This is a genomic window from Massilia sp. 9096, assembly GCF_000745265.1.
GTDB lineage: Bacteria > Pseudomonadota > Gammaproteobacteria > Burkholderiales > Burkholderiaceae_D > Telluria.
This window is the reverse complement of the sequence record NZ_JQNN01000001.1, coordinates 90,416-112,646: the sequence shown is the minus strand read 5'-3', so window position 1 is coordinate 112,646 and position 22,231 is coordinate 90,416. Positions and strand designations below refer to the sequence as shown.

General features: G+C 68.5%; 17 protein-coding genes. 14 read left to right on the top strand and 3 right to left on the bottom strand.

Annotated features, from left to right (window positions below; translation table 11 throughout):
* Positions 1 to 88 precede the first annotated feature (88 nt).
* From kdpA to FA90_RS00480, 7 genes are all read left to right on the top strand, one after another.
* On the top strand, positions 89 to 1,897 hold the full coding sequence (gene kdpA, locus FA90_RS00510; protein ID WP_036164717.1) for a potassium-transporting ATPase subunit KdpA: 1,809 nt from the start codon (positions 89 to 91) through the stop codon (positions 1,895 to 1,897).
* A 16-nt stretch (positions 1,898 to 1,913) separates the two neighbouring features.
* The gene (gene kdpB / locus FA90_RS00505) at positions 1,914 to 4,016 is read left to right on the top strand and encodes a potassium-transporting ATPase subunit KdpB (protein WP_036164713.1); all 2,103 of its coding nucleotides are present in this window, start codon (positions 1,914 to 1,916) and stop codon (positions 4,014 to 4,016) included.
* Between the two features lie 12 nt (positions 4,017 to 4,028).
* The gene (gene kdpC / locus FA90_RS00500) at positions 4,029 to 4,616 is read left to right on the top strand and encodes a potassium-transporting ATPase subunit KdpC (protein WP_197065215.1); all 588 of its coding nucleotides are present in this window, start codon (positions 4,029 to 4,031) and stop codon (positions 4,614 to 4,616) included.
* 17 nt (positions 4,617 to 4,633) lie between these two features.
* On the top strand, positions 4,634 to 7,450 hold the full coding sequence (locus FA90_RS00495) for a DUF4118 domain-containing protein (RefSeq protein WP_051971285.1): 2,817 nt from the start codon (positions 4,634 to 4,636) through the stop codon (positions 7,448 to 7,450).
* Positions 7,443 to 8,138, top strand: a complete 696-nt coding sequence (locus FA90_RS00490) for a response regulator (protein WP_036164708.1) — start codon at positions 7,443 to 7,445, stop codon at positions 8,136 to 8,138. Before FA90_RS00495 ends, FA90_RS00490 begins: the two co-directional genes overlap by 8 nt.
* 106 nt (positions 8,139 to 8,244) lie before the next feature.
* Complete coding sequence (locus FA90_RS00485) at positions 8,245 to 9,801, top strand: outer membrane beta-barrel protein (protein WP_051971284.1); 1,557 nt, start codon at positions 8,245 to 8,247, stop codon at positions 9,799 to 9,801.
* A 90-nt stretch (positions 9,802 to 9,891) separates the two neighbouring features.
* Entirely contained in the window at positions 9,892 to 10,101 is a 210-nt protein-coding gene (locus tag FA90_RS00480; RefSeq protein WP_036164705.1) for a hypothetical protein, read from the top strand.
* 96 nt (positions 10,102 to 10,197) lie between these two features.
* On the opposite strand, the gene FA90_RS24685 is transcribed toward FA90_RS00480, so the two are convergent.
* The gene (locus FA90_RS24685) at positions 10,198 to 12,105 is read right to left on the bottom strand and encodes a diguanylate cyclase domain-containing protein (protein ID WP_051971283.1); all 1,908 of its coding nucleotides are present in this window, start codon (positions 12,103 to 12,105) and stop codon (positions 10,198 to 10,200) included.
* Positions 12,106 to 12,488: 383 nt separating this feature from the next.
* Here FA90_RS24685 and FA90_RS00470 point away from each other — a divergent pair, with 383 nt between their 5' ends.
* The 4 genes from FA90_RS00470 (at position 12,489) to FA90_RS00455 (ending at position 17,799) form a co-directional block, all read left to right on the top strand.
* Positions 12,489 to 13,031, top strand: a complete 543-nt coding sequence (locus tag FA90_RS00470) for a (2Fe-2S)-binding protein (protein ID WP_036164703.1) — start codon at positions 12,489 to 12,491, stop codon at positions 13,029 to 13,031.
* A complete protein-coding gene (locus FA90_RS00465) occupies positions 13,028 to 14,071 on the top strand; it encodes a xanthine dehydrogenase family protein subunit M (RefSeq protein ID WP_036164698.1) in 1,044 nt (347 codons plus the stop codon). The genes FA90_RS00470 and FA90_RS00465 overlap by 4 nt, the downstream gene beginning before the upstream one ends.
* Positions 14,068 to 16,374, top strand: a complete 2,307-nt coding sequence (locus FA90_RS00460) for a xanthine dehydrogenase family protein molybdopterin-binding subunit (RefSeq protein ID WP_036164695.1) — start codon at positions 14,068 to 14,070, stop codon at positions 16,372 to 16,374. The genes FA90_RS00465 and FA90_RS00460 overlap by 4 nt, the downstream gene beginning before the upstream one ends.
* Positions 16,375 to 16,629: 255 nt before the next feature.
* Positions 16,630 to 17,799, top strand: coding sequence for a serine hydrolase (locus FA90_RS00455; protein ID WP_036173463.1), 1,170 nt, complete (start codon positions 16,630 to 16,632; stop codon positions 17,797 to 17,799).
* On the opposite strand, the gene FA90_RS00450 is transcribed toward FA90_RS00455, so the two are convergent.
* Positions 17,796 to 18,005: a hypothetical protein gene (locus FA90_RS00450; RefSeq protein WP_156116526.1), complete on the bottom strand. Its 210-nt coding sequence runs from the start codon at positions 18,003 to 18,005 to the stop codon at positions 17,796 to 17,798. The genes FA90_RS00455 and FA90_RS00450 overlap by 4 nt on opposite strands.
* Positions 18,006 to 18,173: 168 nt before the next feature.
* On the opposite strand from FA90_RS00450, the gene FA90_RS00445 reads away from it, so the two are divergent.
* Positions 18,174 to 18,509 carry a DUF805 domain-containing protein gene (locus tag FA90_RS00445; protein ID WP_036164690.1) on the top strand — a complete coding sequence of 112 codons (336 nt, stop codon included), beginning with the start codon at positions 18,174 to 18,176 and terminating at the stop codon, positions 18,507 to 18,509.
* 120 nt (positions 18,510 to 18,629) lie between these two features.
* Here the strand turns inward: FA90_RS00445 and FA90_RS00440 are convergent, their stop codons facing one another.
* On the bottom strand, positions 18,630 to 20,036 hold the full coding sequence (locus FA90_RS00440) for a GntP family permease (RefSeq protein WP_036164687.1): 1,407 nt from the start codon (positions 20,034 to 20,036) through the stop codon (positions 18,630 to 18,632).
* 169 nt (positions 20,037 to 20,205) lie between these two features.
* On the opposite strand from FA90_RS00440, the gene FA90_RS00435 reads away from it, so the two are divergent.
* Together FA90_RS00435 and FA90_RS00430 are read left to right on the top strand one after the other, a co-directional pair.
* Positions 20,206 to 20,796, top strand: coding sequence for a DUF4337 domain-containing protein (locus FA90_RS00435; RefSeq protein ID WP_081933547.1), 591 nt, complete (start codon positions 20,206 to 20,208; stop codon positions 20,794 to 20,796).
* Between the two features lie 223 nt (positions 20,797 to 21,019).
* Entirely contained in the window at positions 21,020 to 22,216 is a 1,197-nt protein-coding gene (locus FA90_RS00430) for an amidohydrolase family protein (RefSeq protein WP_197065214.1), read from the top strand.
* Positions 22,217 to 22,231: the final 15 nt, after the last annotated feature.

The following is a 22,231-nucleotide window of genomic DNA, read 5'->3' as shown; positions in this document are numbered from 1 at the left end:
GAATCTCGTGTACTGGGCCGTCGGCATGGCCGCGGCCGCCGTGCTGTTCTACCTCGTCGTCGCCTTGCTGAATGCGGAGAACCTGTAAATGAACATCGATGCGATCCTCCTGCTGGCCGTTTTCATGGCCGTGCTGCTGGCGCTGGCCTGGCCGCTCGGGTGCCTGCTGGCCGCGGTCGGCGATGGCGGCCCCGTGCCCGGCATGCGCTGGCTGGCGCCGCTGGAGCGCCTGTGCTACCGCGCGGCCGGCATCGACCCGGCCCAGGGCATGGGCTGGAAGGCCTATGCCCTGGCGCTGATCGTGTTCAACGGCCTGGGCGCGCTGCTGGTCTACGCGGTCCAGCGCCTCCAAGCCTGGCTGCCGCTCAATCCGCAGCACCTGGGCGCCGTGTCGCCCGATTCGGCGTTCAACACCGCGCTCAGCTTCGTCTCCAACACCAACTGGCAAGGCTACAGCGGCGAGCAGACCATGAGTTACTTCACCCAGATGGTGGCGCTGGCCGGCCAGAATTTCTTCTCGGCCGCGACCGGCATCGCCGTCGTGTACGCGCTGATCCGCGGCCTGGCGGCGCGTGCAAGCAGCACGGTCGGCAACTTCTGGGCCGACCTGGTGCGCTCGACCGTGTATGTGCTGCTGCCGCTGTCGCTGGTGCTTGGCGTGTTCTTCGTCAGCCAGGGCGTGATCCAGAACTTCTCGCCTTACCAGGAGGCGCGGCTGGTCGAGCCGCTCGCCTACAGCCAGCCGACGAACGGGCCCGACGGCCAGCCCTTGAAGGATGCGCAGGGCCAGCCGGTCGTGGAAAACCTGACCGCCACCACGCAAAGCATCGCCATGGGTCCGGTCGCCTCGCAGGAAGCGATCAAGATGCTGGGCACGAACGGCGGCGGCTTCTTCAACGCCAACTCGGCCCACCCCTACGAAAACCCGACCGCGCTGGTCAACTTCGCGCAGATGGTCGCGATCTTCCTGATCCCGGCCGGCCTGTGCTTCGCCTTCGGCCGCATGGTCGGCGACGCGCGCCAGGGCTGGGCGGTCTACGCCGCGATGGCGATCATGTTCGTCGCCATGGCGCTGCTGGCGATGGCGGCCGAGACCGCGGCGCATCCGGGCCTGGCCGCCCTTGGCGTCGACCAGGCCGCCAGCCACTTGCAGGCCGGCGGCAACATGGAAGGCAAGGAGACCCGCTTCGGCATCGCCGCCTCGAGCCTGTTCGCCGCCGTCACCACGGCCGCCTCGTGCGGCGCGGTCGACGCCATGCACGACAGCTTGAGCCCGCTGGGCGGCCTGGTGCCGATGGCGCTGATGATGTTCGGCGAAGTCGTGTTCGGCGGCGTCGGCTCGGGCCTGTACGGCATGCTGGTGTTCGCGCTGCTGGGCGTGTTCATCGCCGGCCTGATGATCGGCCGTACCCCGGAATACCTGGGCAAGAAGATCCAGTCCTTCGACATGAAGATGGTCTCGATCTCGATCCTGGTCACGCCGATCCTGGTGCTGGCCGGGACCGCCGTCGCCGTGGTCAGCGACGCCGGGCTGGCCGGCCTGGCCAACCCCGGCGCGCACGGTTTCTCGGAGATCCTGTACGCCTTTGCCTCCGCCGGCAACAACAACGGCAGCGCCTTCGCCGGCCTGAGCGCCAATACCCCGTTCTACAACGTGCTGCTGGCGCTGGCCATGTGGTTCGGCCGCTTCGCCATCATCGTGCCGGTGCTGGCGCTGGCCGGGTCGCTGGCCGCCAAGCCGCGCCTGGCCGTCACGGGCGGCACCATGCCGACCCACGGCCCGCTGTTCGTCGGCCTGCTGATCGGCACCGTGCTGCTGGTCGGCGTGCTGAACTACGTTCCGGCGCTGGCCCTGGGCCCGGTCGCCGAGCACCTGCAACTGTTCGCTGCGCACTGATAATAAGAGGCATCGCATGTCGCAACCCAACGTAACCCTGTTCGATCCCAAGCTGGCCGGTCCGGCCGTGATCGACGCATTCCGCAAGCTCCACCCGCGCCAGCAATGGCGCAGCCCGGTGATGTTCGTCGTCTACATCGGCTCGATCATCACCACGCTGCTGTGGCTGGACGCCGTATTGCGCAACGGCGGCGGCCACGGCGCGCATCATGCCGACGCGGCGCCCGGCTTCGTGTTTGCCATCAGCCTGTGGCTGTGGTTCACGGTGCTGTTCGCGAACTTCGCCGAGAGCCTGGCCGAAGGCCGCAGCAAGGCCCAGGCGGCCACGCTGCGCGCCCTCAAGCAGACCGTCAGCGCCAAGAAGCTGGCCTCGCCGCAGTACGGCACCACCTGGCTGCCCTGCCCAGCCGCCGACCTGCGCAAGGGCATGTTCGTGCTGGTCGAAGCCGGCGACATCATCCCGGCCGACGCCGAGGTGATCCAGGGCGTGGCCTCGGTCGACGAGTCGGCCATCACCGGCGAATCGGCGCCCGTGATCCGCGAATCCGGCGGCGACTTTTCGGCCGTCACCGGCGGCACCCGCGTGCTGTCCGACTGGCTGGTGCTGAAGGTGGCCGTCAATCCCGGCGAAGCCTTCATCGACCGCATGATCGCGATGGTCGAAGGCGCGCGCCGCCAGAAGACCCCGAACGAGATCGCCTTGACCATCCTGCTGGTGGCCTTGACGATCGTGTTCCTGGTGGTGACGGTCACGCTGCTGCCGTTCTCGCTATATTCGGTCGCCGCCGCCAGGGCCGCCGGCGTGGCCAGTTCGCCGATCACCATCACGGCGCTGGTGGCGCTGCTGGTATGCCTGATCCCGACCACCATCGGCGGCCTGCTGTCGGCGATCGGCGTGGCCGGCATGAGCCGCATGATGCAGGCGAACGTGATCGCCACCTCGGGCCGCGCGGTCGAAGCCGCCGGCGACGTCGACGTGCTCCTGCTCGACAAGACCGGCACCATCACGCTGGGCAACCGCCAGGCCGCCGCCTTCCTGCCGGCCCCCGGCGTGGGCGAGCGCGAGCTGGCCGAAGCGGCGCAACTCGCGTCGCTCGCCGACGAGACGCCGGAAGGCCGCAGCATCGTCGCGCTGGCCAAGCAGAAGTTCAACCTGCGCGCCGTCGAGCTGGCCGGCTTGCGCGCCGAGTTCGTGCCGTTCACGGCCCAGACCCGCATGAGCGGCGTCGACCTGGACGAGCGGCCGGTGCGCAAGGGCGCGGCCGACACCATGCGCAAGTACGTGCTGGGCCTGGGCTACGACTACCCGCAGGGCGTGGCCGACAGCGTCGACGCGGTCGCGCGCCGCGGCAGCACGCCGCTGGTGGTGGTGGACGGCGGCCGCACCATGGGCGTGGTCGAGCTGAAGGACATCGTCAAGGGCGGCATCAAGGAGCGCTTCGCCGAACTGCGCCGCATGGGCATCAAGACCGTGATGATCACCGGCGACAACCGGCTCACGGCCGCGGCGATCGCCGCCGAAGCCGGGGTCGACGACTTCCTGGCCGAAGCCACGCCCGAGGACAAGCTCAAACTGATCCGCGACCACCAGGGCGACGGCCGCCTGGTCGCGATGACCGGCGACGGCACCAACGACGCGCCGGCGCTGGCCCAGGCCGACGTCGCGGTGGCGATGAACAGCGGCACCCAGGCGGCCAAGGAAGCCGGCAACATGGTCGACCTGGATTCGAACCCGACCAAGCTGCTCGAGATCGTCGAGATCGGCAAGCAGATGCTGATGACGCGCGGCTCGCTGACCACCTTCTCGATCGCCAACGACATCGCCAAGTACTTCGCGATCATCCCGGCGGCCTTCGTGGCGACCTATCCGCAGCTGGACGCCTTGAACGTCATGCGGCTGGCCAGCCCGGATTCGGCGATCCTGTCGGCGGTGATCTTCAACGCCTTGATCATCGTCTTCCTGATTCCGCTGGCCTTGAAGGGCGTGCGCTACCGCGCGATCGGCGCCGCCGCGCTGCTGCGCCGGAACCTGCTGCTGTACGGCGTCGGAGGTATCATCCTGCCATTCATCGGCATCAAGCTGATCGACATGGCCCTGGCCGCGCTGCATTTCGCTTGACTGGAGAACCGCTTGAAAACCACATCCCCCATCCGCCCGGCGCTGACGCTGCTGCTGGTGTTGACCGTCCTGTGCGGCGGCGCGTACCCACTGCTGGTCACCGGCATCGCCAAGGGCGTGTTCGCGCGCCAGGCCGACGGCGACCTGATCGTGCAGGACGGCCACCTGCGCGGCTCGCGCCTGATCGGCCAGCCGTTCAGCGCGCCCGGCTATTTCTGGGGCCGTCCGTCGGCCACCAGCCCGATGCCCTACAATGCGGCCGGCTCGTCCGGCTCGAACCAGGGCCCGACCAACCCGGCCCTGCTGGACGCGGTCAAGGGCCGCATCGCCGCGCTGCGCCAGGCCGATCCGGACAACCATGCGCCGGTGCCAGTCGACCTGGTCACGGCCTCGGCCAGCGGGCTCGATCCGGACATCAGCCCGGCCGCCGCGCTGTACCAGGCCGGTCGCGTCGCGCAGGCGCGCGGGGCCGCGCGCGCGCAGGTGGAAGCGCTGGTGCGCCGCCACGTCGAGACGCCGGCGCCGGCCATCCTCGGCGCGCCCCACGTCAACGTGCTCGCGCTGAACCTGGCGCTCGACCAGGCCTGGCCGCGCCGCTGAGCGTTTATCATTCACCCATGCCGACCGACCGCAACCGCCCCGATCCCGCCCGCTCCGATCCCGCCCGCCCCAATCCCGATGTCCTGCTGGCGCGCGTCGCCGAGCAGGAACGGCGCGCCGCGCGCGGCGCCCTGCGCATCTACTTCGGCGCCTCGGCGGGGGTCGGCAAGACCTACGCGATGCTGGGCGCGGCGCGCACGCTGCATGCTAGCGGCCACTCGGTGCTGGCCGGCGTGATCGAGACCCACGGCCGGTTGGAAACCGCCGCCCTGCTCGACGGCTTGCCGCAGCTGGCCCCCAGGCAGGTCGCCTACCGTGGCAAGACGCTGCCCGAATTCGACATCGACGCCGCGCTGGCCGGTGGCGCGTCGCTGGTGCTGGTGGACGAACTGGCGCACACCAATGCGCCCGGCTCGCGCCACCGCAAGCGCTGGCAGGACGTGGAAGAATTGCTGGCGGCGGGCATCGACGTCTACACGACCGTCAACGTGCAGCACCTGGAAAGCCTGAACGACGTGGTCGGCGCCATCACCGGCGTGCGCGTGGCCGAGACCGTGCCCGACACCGTGTTCGACCGCGCCGACGAGATCGTGATGGTCGACATCCCCGCCGACGAACTGCTGGCGCGCTTGACGTCCGGGCGGGTCTACCAGGGCGCCCAGGCCGAGCGCGCGGCCCAGCATTTTTTTCGAAAGGGGAACCTGATCGCGCTGCGCGAACTGGCCTTGCGCCGCACCGCCGAACGCATCGAGGGTGACATGCGCGCCTGGCGCGTCGAGCAGTCGATCGACGCCGTGTGGAAGACCGGCGCCGCGCTGCTGGCCTGCGTCGGCCCCGATCCGGGCGCCGAGCAGGTGGTGCGCAGCGCCGCGCGCCTGGCCGGGCAACTGGGCGTGCGCTGGCATGCGGTGCACGTCGAGACGCCGCGCCTGCAGCAGCTGGCGGCTGGGCGCCGGGCCGATATCCTGGATGCGCTCAAGCTGGCCGAAAAGCTCGGCGCCAGCACCGCGGTGCTGCCCGGCAGCGAAGTCGCCGACGAACTGGCGCGCTACGCCGGGGAGCACAACCTGTCGCGCCTGGTGCTGGGCCGCCCGAGTCCGCCCGCGCGCGCGCTCGGGCAGCTGCGCGCGCACCTGCGCTGGCGTGCCCCGCTGGCGCGCCGCCTGACCGAACTGGCGCCCGAGATCGACCTGGTCGAAGTGCCGGCGACGCGGCCGCTGCGCCACGGCGAGCGCGCGCGGATGGCCGCGTCGAACGGCGCCGGCCTGACGGACGATGCGCGCGCGCGCTGGTTCGCCTACGCCCTCGGCGCCGCGGCCAGCCTGGGCGCTGGCCTGCTCGGCTGGCAGATGGAGCGCTGGCTCGACCTGCCCAACATCGCCATGCTGTTCATGCTGGTGGTGCTGCTGGTCGCCTACACGCTCGGACGCGGGCCGTCGGTGCTGGCGACCTGCGTCAGCGTGGCGACCCTCGACTTCGTGTTCGTGCCGCCGCGCTTTTCGTTTGCCGTCTCGGACTTCCAATACCTGGTGACCTTCGGCGTGATGCTGGCGGTGGGCCTGATCACCGGCCACCTGACCTCCTTGCTGCGCTTCCAAGTGCGGGTCGCGCGCCAGCGCGAGAACCGCTGGCGCGCGCTGTACGAATTCGCCAGCCGCCTGTCCGGCGCACTGCAGCCCGAGCAGGTGCTGGAAGCCACGCGCGAGTTCGTCGCGCAGGCGTTTCGCGCGCGCGCGACGCTGCTGCTGCCCGACCTGGAAGGCCGGCTGCAGGCGCCTGTGGATACAGCCGACGAAGCGCCGGCCTGCATCGAACCCGGCACCGCGCAGTGGACATTCGATCACGCCCAGCCGGCCGGCTTCGGCACCGATACCCTGCCCGCCAGCCGCCTGTTCTACCTGCCGCTGGTGGCGCCGATGCGCACGCGCGGCGTGCTGGCCCTGGCCCCGGACCCGGGCGCGCGCTTCCTCGGCCCGGAGCAGCGCCAGCAGCTCGACACCTTCGCCACCGTCACCGCGATCGCCCTGGAACGCGTGCACTACATCGAGGTCGCGCAGGGCGCGCTGGTCGACATGGAATCCGAACGCCTGCGCAATTCGCTGCTGGCCGCGCTCGGGCACGACCTGCGCACGCCGCTGACGCTGCTGGTCGGCCTGTCGGAGTCGCTGGCCAACTCGAAACCGCCGCTGCCCGCCAACCAGCTGCAGGTGGCCGCCACGCTCAGGCAGGAAGCGCTGCGCATGAGCGCACTGGTGGCCAACCTGCTCGACATGGCGCGCATCCAGAGCGGCGGCGTGCACCTGCACCTGGAGTGGCAATCGATCGAAGAAGCGGTCGGCAGCGCGCTGCGCGTGTGCGGCGCCGTGCTGGCGCGGCACTACGTGCGCACCGACCTGCCGGAAGACCTGCCGCTGGTGCAGTTCGACGCGCCGCTGTTCGAACGGGTGCTGTGCAACCTTTTCGAGAACGCCGCCAAGTACACGCCGCCCGGATCGACGCTGACGATCGACGCGCGCGTGCGCGGGGACAGGATCGAGCTGCGCGTGAGCGACGACGGTCCCGGCCTGCCGCCCGGGCGCGAAGAAGCGCTGTTCGAAAAATTCGCGCGCGGCCAGCAGGAATCGAACACGCCCGGCATGGGCCTGGGACTGGCGATCTGCCGCGCGATCGTCGAGGCGCACGGCGGCGCCATCCATGCCGAGCGCGCCGACGACGGCAGCGGCGGCGCGCGCATCGTGATCGCTTTGCCGCGCGGCGAGCCGCCTCAGCTACCCGAGTTACCCGAACTGTCCGACCTGGACCCGGATTCAACGCTGGAGGACACCCATGAATGAACAACCACTCGCGCTGGAAGACGAACCCCAGATCCGCCGCTTCGTGCGCGAGGCGCTCGAGGAAGAAGGCTGGCGCGTGATCGAAGCCGGCAACTGCCGCCACGGCCTGATCGCGGCCGGCACGCGCCAACCCGACCTGGTGGTGCTCGACCTCGGCCTGCCGGACGGCGATGGCGTCGCCTTCATCGCCGACCTGCGCCAGTGGTCGCGCACGGCGATCATCGTGCTGTCGGCGCGCACGCTGGAATCGGAAAAGGTGCGCGCGCTCGACGCCGGCGCCGACGACTACCTGACCAAGCCGTTCGGCTTGGCCGAGCTGCTGGCGCGCGCGCGCTCGGCGCGGCGCCGCCAGCAGCTCGGGTCAAGCGCCCAGGGCAACGGCAGCGTGGTGCGCTTCGGCAGCGTCGCGATCGATCTGCAGGCGCACGCGGTCACGCGCGACGGCTGCGGCGTGCGCCTGGCGCCGACCGAATACAAGCTGCTGGCGGTCCTGGCGCGCAACGCCGGGCGCGTGGTCAGCAACCCGCAGCTGCTGCGCGAGGTGTGGGGACAGCAGTCGGCCAACAGCCCGCACTACCTGCGCATCTACATGGGCCACCTGCGCCGCAAGCTGGAAGCCGACCCGGCCCAGCCGAAGTACCTGATCACCGAAACCGGCGTCGGCTACCGGCTGGCGGTGCCCGTCTGAAGCGCCGGCGCGTATATACGGCGTTTACTTCCGGCCACCGAGTTTTTAGGCAATCTATACCGGCGAATCCCTATCCTTGAAGCCCTGCCAACCCTCAAGGATAGTCATGCAACACCAGAACAAGATCGCCATTGCCCTCGCCCTCGCTTTCGCCTCGTCGCTCAGCTGCGGCAGCGCCGCCGCGGCGGACTCGGGCCCGGCCGACGGCTGCGCACCCGGCTCGGCCGCGAAAGGCTTGGGCGAGCGCTTCGTCGACACCTACGGCGACTATTTGAAATGGAACGGCGACCCGGCCCCAGCCCCGGACGCCGATCCGAGCTACCGCAAAGACCTGCAGGCGCCGCCGCTGTCGAGCCCGCCGTATCCGTTCTCGACCTGGCCGATCGGCGGCACCGAGACCATCGGCTACGACAACCAGTACTATGGCGCCCTGATGGACAGCCTGTACTGCGGCCCGCACGGCAAGGCCTGGAAGGAATCGCGCGTGACGGTGTACGGCTGGATCAACCCCAGCTTCAACGTCAGCACCTCGCACTCGCGCTTCAACTTCGCCACCGGCACCGGCGGCAACTACCCGGCCGCCTACGGCTACGAGCCGAACCAGGTCCAGCTCGACCAGGTCGCGCTGTACGTCGAACGCACGCCGGACGTGGTGCAGAAGGACCACAACGACTGGGGCTTTCGCATCGCCGGCCTGTACGGCAGCGACTACAAGTACACCTTCTCGAAAGGCCTGCTGAGCGACCAGTACACGAAACACGGCCGCCGCTACGGCTTCGACCCGGTGATGATGTACGCCGAGTGGTACACCCCGTTCGTCGCAGAAGGCATGAACGTGCGCGCCGGGCGCTACATCTCGATCCCGGACATCGAGGCCCAGCTGGCCCCGAACAACTACACCTTCACCCACTCGCTGCTGTACACGGTCGACCCCTACACCAAGGAAGGCGTGGTCGCGACGATCAAGCTGAGCCGCAACTGGACCGTGCAGGGCGAGCTTTCGATCGGCAACGACATCGCCTACTGGGAAAAGGACGAGCGCCGGGCCACGCCGGCGGCGTGCGTCGCCTACACCACCGACAGCGCCGACGACCACATCTACGCCTGCCTGAACGGCGCCCATCCGGTCCTGGGCAACAACGGCAAGTTCGGCTGGAACAACCTGCAGCACAAGGTGATCAGCTGGTATCACAAGTTCAACGACAAGCTGCACATGTCGACCGAGGCCTACCGCATGACGCAGGACGGCACGCCCAACGTCAACGACCCGGCCGGCCAGGCCCTGCTGAGCGCGCGCTACGGCAACCTGACCTATGGCGCGCCTTCGGGCGCCCAGTGCGGCCCGGATGCCGGTCCGACCTGCCAGTCGCGCGAGTGGGCCTTCGTGAACTACATCGGCTACCAGTTCGGCCCGCGCGACGACGTCACGCTGCGCACCGACATCCTGGACGACACGACCGGCCAGCGCACCGGCTTCAAGACGCGCTACTACGAAGTCGGCCTGGGCTGGCAGCACTGGATCGGCAAGGCCATCACGCTCCGTCCGGAAATCCGCTGGGAGCATGCGCGCGACGTCGACGCCTACGACAACCCGAGCGCGACACCGGGCGCCGGCCAGCGCACCCAGACCATGTTCGCGATGGATGCTATTATTCATTTCTGAACCGTAATGGCCGGCCGCGGCCAACAGCCCAGCGGCCGGCTTCCCTAACGGAACGCGCCATCCGCGCGTCCCCGCTTACGAAGGACCGTCATGAAATCGTATCGCCTTGCCGCCCTGCTCGCCGCAGTCGTCACCCTTTCCCTGAGCGCTTCGTTCGCCCACGCCGCGCGCGACGAGACCCTGATCCAGCAGACCCGCAAGAACCAGGTGGCGCACGACGCGCAAGCCAGGCAGGAACACGACAAGCAGGCGGCGACCGCCGCAACCGCGCCGCAGCAGCCGCAACGCCAGCACGGCTGAGACAAGCCAGACACGCCAAAGGCACGGTCCGGGCCAGCTCGGGCTGCGGACTAGCCCGGCCTGGCGCCGGGCGTTTGCGTCCGGCTCAGGGTTGGATCAGGACGCGCGCAGCGCCACCACGGTCGCGGTGTCGCGGCCGGCGCGCTTGGACTGGTAGAGCGCGTCGTCGGCGGCGTGGGTCAGCGACGCCTGCTCGGCGCGCGGGCACCATGCGATGCCCATGCTGGTGGTGACCTTCAAGGTCTGGCCGTCGACTCCCATCTCCGGACGCACCGCGTCGAGCAGCTTGGCGGCGATGCGCTCGCACTCGAGCGGCGAGCCGACGTGCTCGAGCACGATCACGAACTCGTCGCCCGCCAGGCGCGCCACGGTGTCGGTACTGCGCACCGCCGCGGTCAGGCGCTGCGCCACCATGCGCAGCACGACGTCGCCGACCGCGTGGCCGAGGCTGTCGTTGATCTGCTTGAAGTTGTCGACGTCGAGGTAGACCAGGGCCAGCGCCATGCCGCTGCGGCGCGAACGGCCGATCGCCTGGGTCAGGCGCTCTTCGTAGTCGCGCCGGTTGGGCAGGCCGGTCAGGTGGTCGGAATGGGCCAGCGCGTGCAGTTGGCGCTCGTATTCGCGCGCCGAGGTCGCATCCAGCGACAGCACGTACACGCCCTGCACCACGCCGTCGCGCAGGTGCGGCAGATAGGTCGAGCTGATCACGCGCTTGCGGCCGCGGCGCTCTTCCTCGATCTCGATGTGCGAGCCGTGGCCTTTCAGGCAGCGCTCGATCGCTTCGCGGCGCGGCGTGTAGAAAGCCTCGCCCATCGCCTCGAGCACGGTCTTGCCGACCATGTTCTCGCTGCGCACGCCGAACCATTCGCGGTAGCGGTCGTTGGCGAAGCGATAGCGCTGGCGCGTGTCGATGTAGGCGATCAGCGCCGGCACGTTGTCGGCGATGGTGCGCAGCCATTCCTGGCTCTCGATCGCACGCGCGCGCGAGTCGGACAGCTCGGTCACGTCCTTGATCGCCACCACCGCGCCCAGCGGTTTGCCGCTGGCGCACTTGAGCGCGCGGCCGCTGGCCAGCACGCGCCGCGGCGCGGCGCCGGCGGCCACGATGGTCATCGGCACGTCCTGCACCTGCTCGCCGCCCAGCGCCCGCGCCAGCGGCACCATCTCGAGCGTCATCGGGGTCAGGCCGTCCTCGGCGTACAGGCTGTAATACGAAGGCCACTCGGCCATGGGGATGGCGGCGGCGTCCACGCCGTGGAACTCGCGCGCGGCCTGGTTGAACAGGGTCAGATTGCCCTCGGCATCGCAGGCGGCCACCGCCATGTCGACCGTCTCGAGCACGGCGTCGAGCAGCTCCTGCTTCTGGCGCAGCTGCTCTTGAAACGCGATGCGGCGGGCCGCTTCCTGATCGAGCGCGACGTTCTTGGCGTGCAGCTCGGCGGTGCGCTCCTGCACGCGCTGCTCGAGGCGCACGTTCAGTTCCAGCAGCGCCTGCTGGGCGGCATCGCGCGCCGCCACGATCACCGGACGGTTCAATTCGTCCTGGACCATGCGCGCCAGGTCGCGCAGCATGCGCCGCCCAAGCTCGTCGAGCTGGCGCGGGCGAACGTCGAGGACGCACAGGGTGCCCAGCGGTTGCCCGTCCAGGCTGTAGATCGGCTGGCCAGCGTAGAAGCGGATGAAGGGTGCGCCCAGCACCAGCGGGTGCTCGCGGAAGCGGTCGTCCAGATGGGTGTCGTCGACCACCAGCATGTCGTCGAGCGCGACCGCATGGCTGCAAAAGGCGAGCGAACGCGAGGTTTCCTTGAAGTCGACGCCGATGCACGACTTGAACCACTGGCGCTCGCAATCGACCAGCGACACCAGGGCGATCGGCGTGTCGAAGGCGGCCGAAGCCAGCCGCGTGAAGCGGTCGAAGCGATCTTCCTGGGGCGTATCGAGAACGCCGAGAGCGTGCAGTGCCTTGACGCGTTCCTGTTCCGCGAGTTCTTGTTGACTGAGCATGAAGCATCCTGCCCGCGCGGGGCAAAGAAGAAAAGTATGAGCTGGATGCGGCCCTGAGTCGGCAATGTGAAACGACGGACGCGCCCGCGATACGAAATTCTATCTGATTACCCTTGGCATGTCCGCTATCTCAGCCATATCTTTCCTTGGAGAAAGACGTTTCCGCAACAGTTCCGTTAGTGCGCATCGGAATTAATCATTGTGGATAGTTTAACCGTTTTTGCATGTTCAAAATTTACATACTGCTATTTTTCACAATAAAACTACGCATTCGTGGGATTTCCTTCACATGAGGTTTCAGCCCGCTACATTGTGTGCGTAATCTAACCGAGCCGAAACCGCCGGACTCGTATGGTTTAGCCTTCGCTCACGAAAGGACGGCCATGGATCTCCACCAGCACCACCCCATCCGGCTGCGCATCAACGGGCAGGACCAGGAATTCGACGTCGAGTCCTGGGTTACCCTGCTCGACCTGCTGCGCGAACGCGCCGGATTGACCGGCACCAAGAAAGGCTGCGACCACGGCCAATGCGGCGCCTGCACCGTGCTCGTGGATGGCCGCCGCGTGAACAGCTGCCTGACGCTGGCCGTCATGCAGAACGGTCACGAGATCACCACCATCGAGGGCATGGCCGAGGGCGACGACCTGCATCCACTGCAGCAAGCCTTCATCGACCACGACGCCTTCCAGTGCGGCTACTGCACGCCGGGCCAGATCTGCTCGGCCGCGGGCCTGATCAAGGAAGGCCAGGCCAAGACCGTGGACGACGTGCGCGAACTCATGAGCGGCAACATCTGCCGTTGCGGCGCTTACCCGCAGATCGCCCAGGCGGTGATCCAGGTGATGGGCATCCAGGACAACAAGCCGGCCGGCGCCGCCGTCGACGGCAAGGACGGTTTCACGACCGGGGCGGTGCTCGCATGAATCCGTTCGCCTTTACCCAACCCAAGGACATCGATGGCGTGCTGGCCGCGCTGGCCGCGGATGGCGGTGCCGACTTCGACACTGCAATCCGTCCCGTCGCCGGCGGCACCAACCTGTTCGACCTGATGAAGGAAGGCGTGATGCACCCGGCCGCTGTGGTCGACATCAATGCGATCTCCGGCGAGGGCCTGGACAGCATCGACGACACGGACGATGGCGGCCTGCGCCTGGGCGCCCTGGCCCGCAACGCCGACACCGCCTACGACGCCAAGGTGCGCGAGCGCTATCCGCTGCTGTCGAGCGCGATGCTGGCCGCGGCCTCGCCGCAGCTGCGTAACATGGCCACCAACGGCGGCAACCTGCTGCAACGCACCCGCTGCGTCTACTTCTACGACGTCGGCACGCCCTGCAACAAGCGCGAACCCGGCACCGGCTGCCCGGCCAAGGCCGGCGTCAACCGCCAGCTGGCGATCCTCGGCGCCAGCGAGAAATGCATCGCCACCCATCCGTCCGACATGTGCGTGGCCCTGCGCGCGCTCGACGCGACCGTGCACGTGCGCTCGCGCGACGGTGCGCGCACGATCCCGTTCGCCGAGTTCCACCGCCTGCCCGGCGACCAGCCCGAGATCGACACCAACCTGCGCCCGGACGAGCTGATCACCCACATCACGCTGCCGGACGCCAGCCGCTTCGCCGCGCACAGCGCCTATATCAAGGTGCGCGACCGCCTGTCGTATGCGTTCGCGCTGGTCTCGGTCGCGGCCGCGCTCGACGTCGACGAAGGCGGCACCATCCGCGCGGCGCGCATCGCGCTGGGCGGCGTCGCCCACAAGCCGTGGCGCGTCGAGGAAGCCGAAGGGGCGCTCGAAGGCAAGCTGGCCACCGACGCCGCCTTCAAGGAAGCGGCGACCCGCATCCTGCAGGGCGCGCGCGGCTACGGCCAGAACGACTTCAAGGTGCCGCTGGCGCACAACGCCATCGTGCAAGCCTTGCAGACCGCCGCCAAAGGCACCGACTACGCCAAGGGAGAACGCCCATGACCGACCTGATCCCCGAACTGCGCGCCCCGAGCGCCCCCGCCGGCACCGGCCGCGTGCACAGCGGCATGGCGGTGTCGCGCGTGGACGGCCGCGCCAAGGTCACCGGCCAGGCCAAGTACGCCGCCGAGGAAGGCGCGCCCGACCTGGCTTATGGCGTGGTCGTCAGCGGCACCGTGGCCAAGGGCCGCATCAAGCAGATCGACATCGACAAGGCCAAGGCCGTGCCGGGCGTGCTCGACGTGCTGACCCATGACAACCGCCCGAAGATGCGCTCGAACGACCTGGCCTACAAGGACATGACGGCCCCTAGCGGTTCGCCGTTCCGCCCCTTGTTCTCCGACGAGATCTTCTATAGCGGCCAGCCGATCGCGCTGGTGGTCGCCGAGACCTTCGAAGCCGCGCGCTACGCCGCCGCGCTGGTGAGCGCCACCTACGACGTGAAAGAACACGACACGCGCTTGCTCGAGCGCCTCGACCAGGCCTACAAGCCGCGTCCGCTCAAGGCCGGCTTCACGCCGCCCAGCTCGAAGGGCGACGCGGACCAGGCCTTCGAAGCCGCGCCGGTCAAGATCGCGTCCGAGTACTTCAACGGCGTCGAGCACCACAACCCGATGGAGATGTTCGCCTCGACCGTCATCTACGGCGAGGACGGCCACCTGACCGTCTACGACAAGACGCAGAGCTCGCAGAACAGCCGCTGGTACGTCTCGCACGCCTTCGGCCTTTCAAAAAACAAGGTCACGGTGCGCAACCCGTACGTCGGCGGCGCCTTCGGCTCGGGCCTGCGCCCGCAATACCAGCTGCCGCTGGCGGTGATGGGGGCGCTGCACCTGAAGCGCTCGGTGCGCGTGGTGCTCACGCGCCAGCAGATGTTCAGCTTCGGCCACCGTCCCGAGACCTGGCAGAAGGTCAAGCTCGCCGCCAATCCCGACGGCAAGCTGCAGGCGATCTGGCACGAGGCCATCGCCGAGACCTCGCGCCTGGAAGACTATGTCGAGGTCGTGGTCAACTGGTCCGGCCAGCTGTACGCCTGCGACAACATCCACCTCGGCTACAAGCTGGTCGGCCAGGACCGTTTCAGCCCGCTCGACATGCGCGCGCCGGGCGCGGCCCACGGCATGCATGCGCTCGAAGTGGCGATGGACGAACTGGCCTACGAACTCAAGATGGACCCGCTCGAACTGCGCCTGGTGAACTACGCCGAGAAGAACCCGCTCGACGACAAGCCCTACTCCAGCAAGGAACTGCGCCAGTGCTACCGGCTCGGCGCCGAGCGCTTCGGCTGGGACCAGCGCCCGCTCGAGCCGCGTTCGATGCGCGAGGGCGAGGAACTGGTCGGCTGGGGCATGGCGACCGGCATGTGGGATTCGCTGGTGATGGTGGCGCGCGTCTCGGCCGTGCTGCATGCCGACGGCCGCCTGGTGGTCTCCAGCGCCGCGTCCGACATCGGCACCGGCACCTACACCGCGATGTCGATCATCGCCGCCGAGCGCCTCGGCCTGCCGCTCGAACAGGTCACCTTCCAGCTGGGCGACTCGACGCTGCCGCTGGCGCCGATCGAAGGCGGTTCCTCGCACGTGGCCACGGTCGGCTCGGGCGTGGCCGGCGCCTGCGACAAGCTCAAGGCCACGCTGCTGAAGATGGCGCAGTCGATGCCGGACTCGATCTTCAAGCGCCTCAAGGAACGCGAAGTCGAATTCAACGATGGTCGCCTGCACCTGCGCGGCCAGCCGGACAACGGCATCCTCTTGAGCGAGATCCTGGCGCACGCGGGCAAGGACCGGGTCGAGGAAAAGTTCCTGATGACGCCGCAGATGCTCAAGCAGCGCAAGTTCACGCGTGCGGTGCACTCGGCCGTGTTCGTCGAAGTGCGCGTCAACGAGCAGCTCGGCATCGTGCGCGTCACGCGTGCGGTCAGCGCGGTCGCGGGCGGACGCATCATCAACGCCAAGGCCGCGGCCAGCCAGATCAGCGGCGCCGTGGTGTGGGGCATCAGCCAGGCGCTGCACGAGGAGACCTTCAGCGACCACCGCCTGGGCCGCTTCATGAACCACAACTTCTCGGAGTACCACGTGGCGACCAACGCCGACATCCACGACATCCAGGTGATCTTCGCCGAGGAAGAAGACCGGATCGTCAGCAAGCAGCTGGGCGCCAAGGGCGTGGGCGAGATCGGCATCGTCGGCGTGGCGGCCGCGGTCGCCAACGCGATCTTCCACGCCACCGGCAAGCGCCTGCGCAGTACGCCGATCACGCCGGACAAGATCCTGCTCGGCGACCGCTCGGTGCCGGTACAGGGCTGATCGGCGCCCCACACGCTCCGTGCGCGCTCGCCTGGGGCGCACGGAGCGCTCGATGGCGCGGCGCGGCAAGCCCGGCTCACAGGGCGCGGATGACGGTAACTGAACAAGACTGTGGCATCATGGCGGGCGTACGCCGTCCCGAGAATGCCGATGACCAAACCCTTCCTGCCGAATAGCCGTCTACCGCTTGCCTTTCTTTCGCTCTGCCTGCTGAGCGCCTGCAAGACGCCCTCCTGGGCGCCTTCGGTGTCTTCGATGTCTTCCTCCGTGAGTTCGTCGGTGAAGTCGGTGACTTCCACGCTGACGCCGTCCTGGATCGCGGGCCGGCATGCGGTGGCGCCGCCCTACGCCGACATCGAAGCCGAGATGCGGCGCGCGCAGGTGCAGGGCCTGGCCGTGGCGGTGATCGACGACGGCCAGGTGCGCAGCGTCCAGACCTGGGGCTGGCGCGACGCCGCCGAGCGCCAGCCGCTGCTGCACGACACCGTGATGGCCGGCGCCTCGCTGACCGAGGCCGCGTTTGCCTACATGGTGCTGCAGCTGGCCGACGAGGGCAAGCTCAACCTCGACACCCCGATCGACCGCCTGCTGCCCAAGCCGCTGCCCGCTTACGACAAGACGCCCTACGATTTCGCCTCGCTGGCGCGCGACGAACGCTGGCGCGTGCTGACCCCGCGCATCCTGCTGACCCATAGCAGCGGCCTGGCCAAACTGCGCGGGCTCGAGCCGGACGGGCGCCCGCACTTTCACTTCACGCCAGGCGACCGCTACGCCTACTCGGGCGAAGGCATCCAGATCCTGCAGCTGATCATCGAGGACGGCTTGAAGCTCGATCCGGAACGCGAAATGCAGCGGCGCGTGTTCGACCGCTTCGGCATGAAACGCACCAGCATGCGCTGGCGCGACGACTTCGCGGGCAACGCCGCCAGCGGCTACGCGCTTGACGGCAGCGCGCAGGGACACGGACGGCGCCTGCTCGCCAGCGCGATCGGCTCGATGGACACCACCATCGAGGACCAGGCCAGGCTGTGGGCCGGGGTCGTGCGCGGCGACGGCCTCAGTCCCGCCGCGCGCGCCTCTCTGGTGCGCGCCTGGCGCCCGATCCGTTCCGCCCGCCAGTTCCCGACGCTGGCCCCGCAGGATGGCGCGCACGCGGTCACCTGGCCGCAGCGCCTGGCCGCCGGGCTGGGCGTGGTGACCTTCCGCGACCGCAGCGGCGTGGCCTGGTTCAAGGGCGGCCACGACGACGGCGCCGGCAACCTGGTGCTGTGCATGGAAAGCGGCCAGCGCTGCGTCGTCATGCTGGCCAACGACGCGCGCGCCGAGCGCCTGTACCCGGACATCGCCGCGCGCGTGCTGGGGCCGAACGACATGCCGTGGTCGTGGGAGTACGACTTCGTACGGGCGCCCAAGCCTGCCCGTTAAAACTTCATTTCCAGCATCGCGCGCGCCACGGCGAAGGTCGGGGTGATCGTGGTGTCGCTCAGGGCGTCGCCGCCGCCACCGTTACCGGTGACATAAGCCGATGCCGCCACGTTGTCCTGGTGCAGGGCGTTGGACAGCATCGCGCGCAGCTGCACCTTCGGGCTGAAGCGCCACACGCCGCAAGACGCATGATGCCTGCCTGTCATGACAGCGCGGAGCGGCATGCGACGAAGTGCCGGAAAGCGGGAATGAATTGCGGTGAGAAAGGGTGAAACCCGATCGCACGATCGCCGTCGCAGAATTGGCGTGACAGTTGTTGGGTTTACGGAACAAAATATCTTGTACGATAAAGCATTCCCCGACGGAGCCCCGTGATGACCTTCTTCGAATCGATCCAAACCTGCTTTCGCAAGTACGCCACCTTCGCGGGCCTGGCCTCGCGCTCGGAATTCTGGTGGTTCACCCTGTTCTGCGTGTTGACCTCGGCTTTCCTGGGGATCTTCAGCGACAAGCTCAGCGGCGCGTTCGGCATCGCCACCCTGCTGCCCTCGCTCGCCGTGGGCGCGCGCCGGCTGCACGAGACCGACCGCAGCGGCTGGTGGCAGCTGATCTGGCTCGTGCCGCTGATCGGCTGGATCGTCCTGATCGTGTTCCTGGTCCAGGAGCCGCGTCCCAACCGCTACGGCGCCGGCGGCGACGTCTACGTCTGAGCGTGACGAAGGTCGAAATTCTCAGACGCCTTCCCGCGCACCCGCGCGCGAACTCTATCCGCGCATGGGCTTTCGCGACTGGTGCGAGACACCGGTGCGGGTGGTGCGCTTCAGCCCGGATCAGACCAGCCCGGTCAGGTAGTACACCGCGATCACGAAGAACACCGCCAGCGTCTTGATGACGGTGACGGCGAAGATCTCGCGGTAGGACTCGCGGTGGGTCAGTCCGGTCACTGCCAGCAGCGTAATCACGGCGCCGTTGTGCGGCAGCGTGTCCATGCCGCCGCTGGCCATCGCGACCACGCGGTGCAGCACCTCGAGCGGAATGTGCGCCGCCTGCGCGCCCTGGATGAACAGGTTCGACATCGCCGCCAGCGCGATGCTCATGCCGCCCGAAGCCGAGCCGGTGATGCCGGCCAGCGCACTGACCGACACGGCGGCGTTGACCAGCGGGTCCGGGATGCGCTTGAGCGCGTCGCCGACCACGATGAAGCCCGGCAGCGCCGCGATCACGCCGCCGAAGCCGTACTCGGACGCCGTATTCATCGCCGCCAGCAGCGCGCCGCCGACCGCGGTTTTGGAGCCGTCCGCGAAGCGCGCGCTGACCCGGCCGAACGCGCTCGCCACGACCAGCACGATACCGAGCAGCAGCGCCCCTTCGACCGCCCAGATCGCGACCACGGTCTTGATCGTCGCCGTGACCGGCGCGTGCACGCCGGGCAGCGCCTCCGGCGCCACGGTATAGGCGTCGGCGCCGTACCAGACCGGAATCATCCTGGTGAGGACGAAGTTGGCGACGCCGACCACGACCAGCGGCAAGATCGCGAGCAGCGGTGACGGCAGGCGCGCGGCGCTCGTGGCGCGCTCGGGCTCGTTGACGAGCGAGGCGCCGTAGCCCTCGCCCTTGGCCATCGCCGTGCGCCGGCGCCATTCGAGGTAGCTCAGGCCTGCCACGACGATGAACAGCGATCCGATCGCGCCCAGGGCCGGCGCGGCCCAGGACGTGGTCTTGAAAAAGGTGGTCGGGATGATGTTCTGGATCTGCGGCGTGCCCGGCAGCGAATCCATGGTGAACGAGAACGCCCCGAGCGCCAGCGCGCCCGGCATCAGGCGCTTCGGAATATTGCTCTGGCGGTAGAGCTCGGCGGCGAACGGATACACCGCGAACACGACCACGAACAGCGACACCCCGCCATAAGTCAGCAGCGCGCACACGGCGACGATCACGGCGTTGGCGCGCGAGCGGCCGATGTAGCGGATCGCCGCCGCCACGATCGACTCGGAAAATCCGGACAGCTCGATCACCTTGCCGAAGACGGCGCCGAGCATGAACACCGGGAAGTAGAGCTTGACGAAACCGACCATCTTTTCCATGAAGATGCCGGAGAACACCGGCGCGACGGCGGCAGGGGCGGTCAGCAGCACCGCGGCGAGCGCGGCAATGGGGGCGAACAGGATCACGCTGTAGCCGCGGTAGGCGGCAAACATCAGGAACGCCAGGGCGGCGAGGACAATCAGGAATGTCATGGGGCTCCTCTGTCTCCAGGTTGGTCGAAACGTATTTATTCGCTGCATCTCGCGCGATTATTAGCGAAATGAACATGACTTGATAGACGGTAAAATTACCGTGCGCAGCGATGCACATGGTGCGGCATTTCCCATGCTACCGTGTCGTTGTTGAGTCAAGGAGCGCGGCATGCAGGCAGACGGTGGAATGGACGACGATTACGACGTGGAGGGTCCGCACGACAGGGAGGTCGAGGAAGCGGGGGAACGCCGGCGCGACCGGCTGGGGCAGCGCGTGGCCCTGATGACAGCGGTGCTCTCGACCATCGGTGCGATCGTCAACTTCGCCAGCGGCAGCGCACAGACCGAGGCGCTGTTCCTGAAAAACGAAAGCATCCTCAAGCAGACCCAGGCCAGCGACCAGTGGGCGTATTACCAATCGAGGTCGACCAAGTCGCACATCGCCAACGCGGTCGCCGCGATCGCGACCGATCCGGCCGTGCGCCAGCGCCTGATCGCGGAGCGCGATTACGAAGACAAGGCGCGGCAGGTAGTGCAGCAGGAAGCAAGCCGCCTGCAGGCGGAGTCGCAGCGCCTGGCGCGCGAGTCGGACGCCAAGCTCAAGCCGCACGAGCAGTTCGCCCGGGCGCTGACCTTCCTGCAAATCGGCATCGCGCTGGCCGCGATCACGGTGCTGACCCGGCGCCGCTGGCTGCTCTGGGGCGCGGGCGGATCGGCGCTGGTCGGCATCGCGGCGGCGATCATCGCCTTCATGACCTGATGCGCGGCGCGCCAGGGAGCGAATGGTGCATTGCATATTGTTAAGCGGTCAATGACGGATTACTATCGGTTTTTCGAACGATGGGCTCCGCCATGACCGCTTCCGCCGTACGCCGCACCCTCCTCGCCGCGCTCACCCTGGCCGCCGCCGCGCCCGGCCATGGCGCCGACCCGGCCCCGGGCCGCAAGCCGCCCCGCACACCGTCCTGCTGCGCGCCGCGCACGTGTTCGACAGCGTCAGCGGCCGCCTGATCGACAACGCGCAAGTGCTCGTGGTCGGCAACAAGATCGCGCGCGTCGGCGCCAACCTGAGCGCCCCGGCCGGCGCCGAGACCATCGACCTGGGCGACGCCACCCTCCTGCCCGGCTTCATCGACGCCCACGTGCACCTGTCCGGCCAGTCGAGCGACAACTGGTACGGCGACTTCTTCGACAACATGATGCGCTTCCCGGCCGAGCAGGCGCTGTACGGCGCCTACAACGCGCGTATCACGCTGGAAGCCGGCTTCACCTCGGTGCGCGACGTCGGCTCGACCGACTGGATCGCGCTCGGCCTGCGCAACGCCATCGACGCCGGCAAGATCCCCGGACCGCGCATGCTGGTCTCGAACTACGCGGTCGGCTCGACCGGCGGCCACGCCGACCAGGACCCGGTGCCGCCGCAGAAGATCGCGGTCGCCGGGCCGATCCAGGGCGTGTGCAACGGCCCCGACGAATGCCGCGCCGCGGTGCGCTACCAGATCAAGTACGGCGCCAACGTCATCAAGTTCATGCCCTCGGGCGGCGTGCTGTCGCTGTCCGACCCCGTCGACGCTCCGGAACTGACCCAGGACGAGATGAACGCCATCATCGGCGAAGCCCACGCCTGGGGGCGCAAGGTGGCCGCGCACGCGCACGGCGACAAGGCCGCGAAGATGGCGGTGCAGGCAGGCGTCGACTCGATCGAGCACGGCAGCTTCCTGGAGGACGACACGCTGCGCCTGATGAAGCAGAAAGGCGTGTTCCTGGTGCCGACCATCTCGGCGGTCGCCCACGTCGAGGAAAAGATCGCGACCTTCCCGCCGGTGATCGCCGACAAGGGCCGGGCCGCGGCCAACCACCTGCGCACCACCTTCCGCCACGCGGCCCAGATCGGCGTGCCGATCGCGCTCGGCACCGACGCCGCGGTCGGCCCGCACGGCGCCAACGCGCGCGAATTCAATTTCATGGTGCAGAACGGTCTCACGCCGGCGCAGGCGCTGATGGCCGGCACGTGCAACGGCGCGCGCCTGCTCGGCACGATCGACAAGGTCGGCACGCTCCAGGAAGGCAAGCTGGCCGACATCGTCGCGGTGCCGGGCAATCCGCTGACCGACATCCAGGCCACCGAGCGTCCGCTGTTCGTGATGAAGGATGGCGTGGTGGTCAAGCGCGCACGCTGATGAGATGAACGCAAG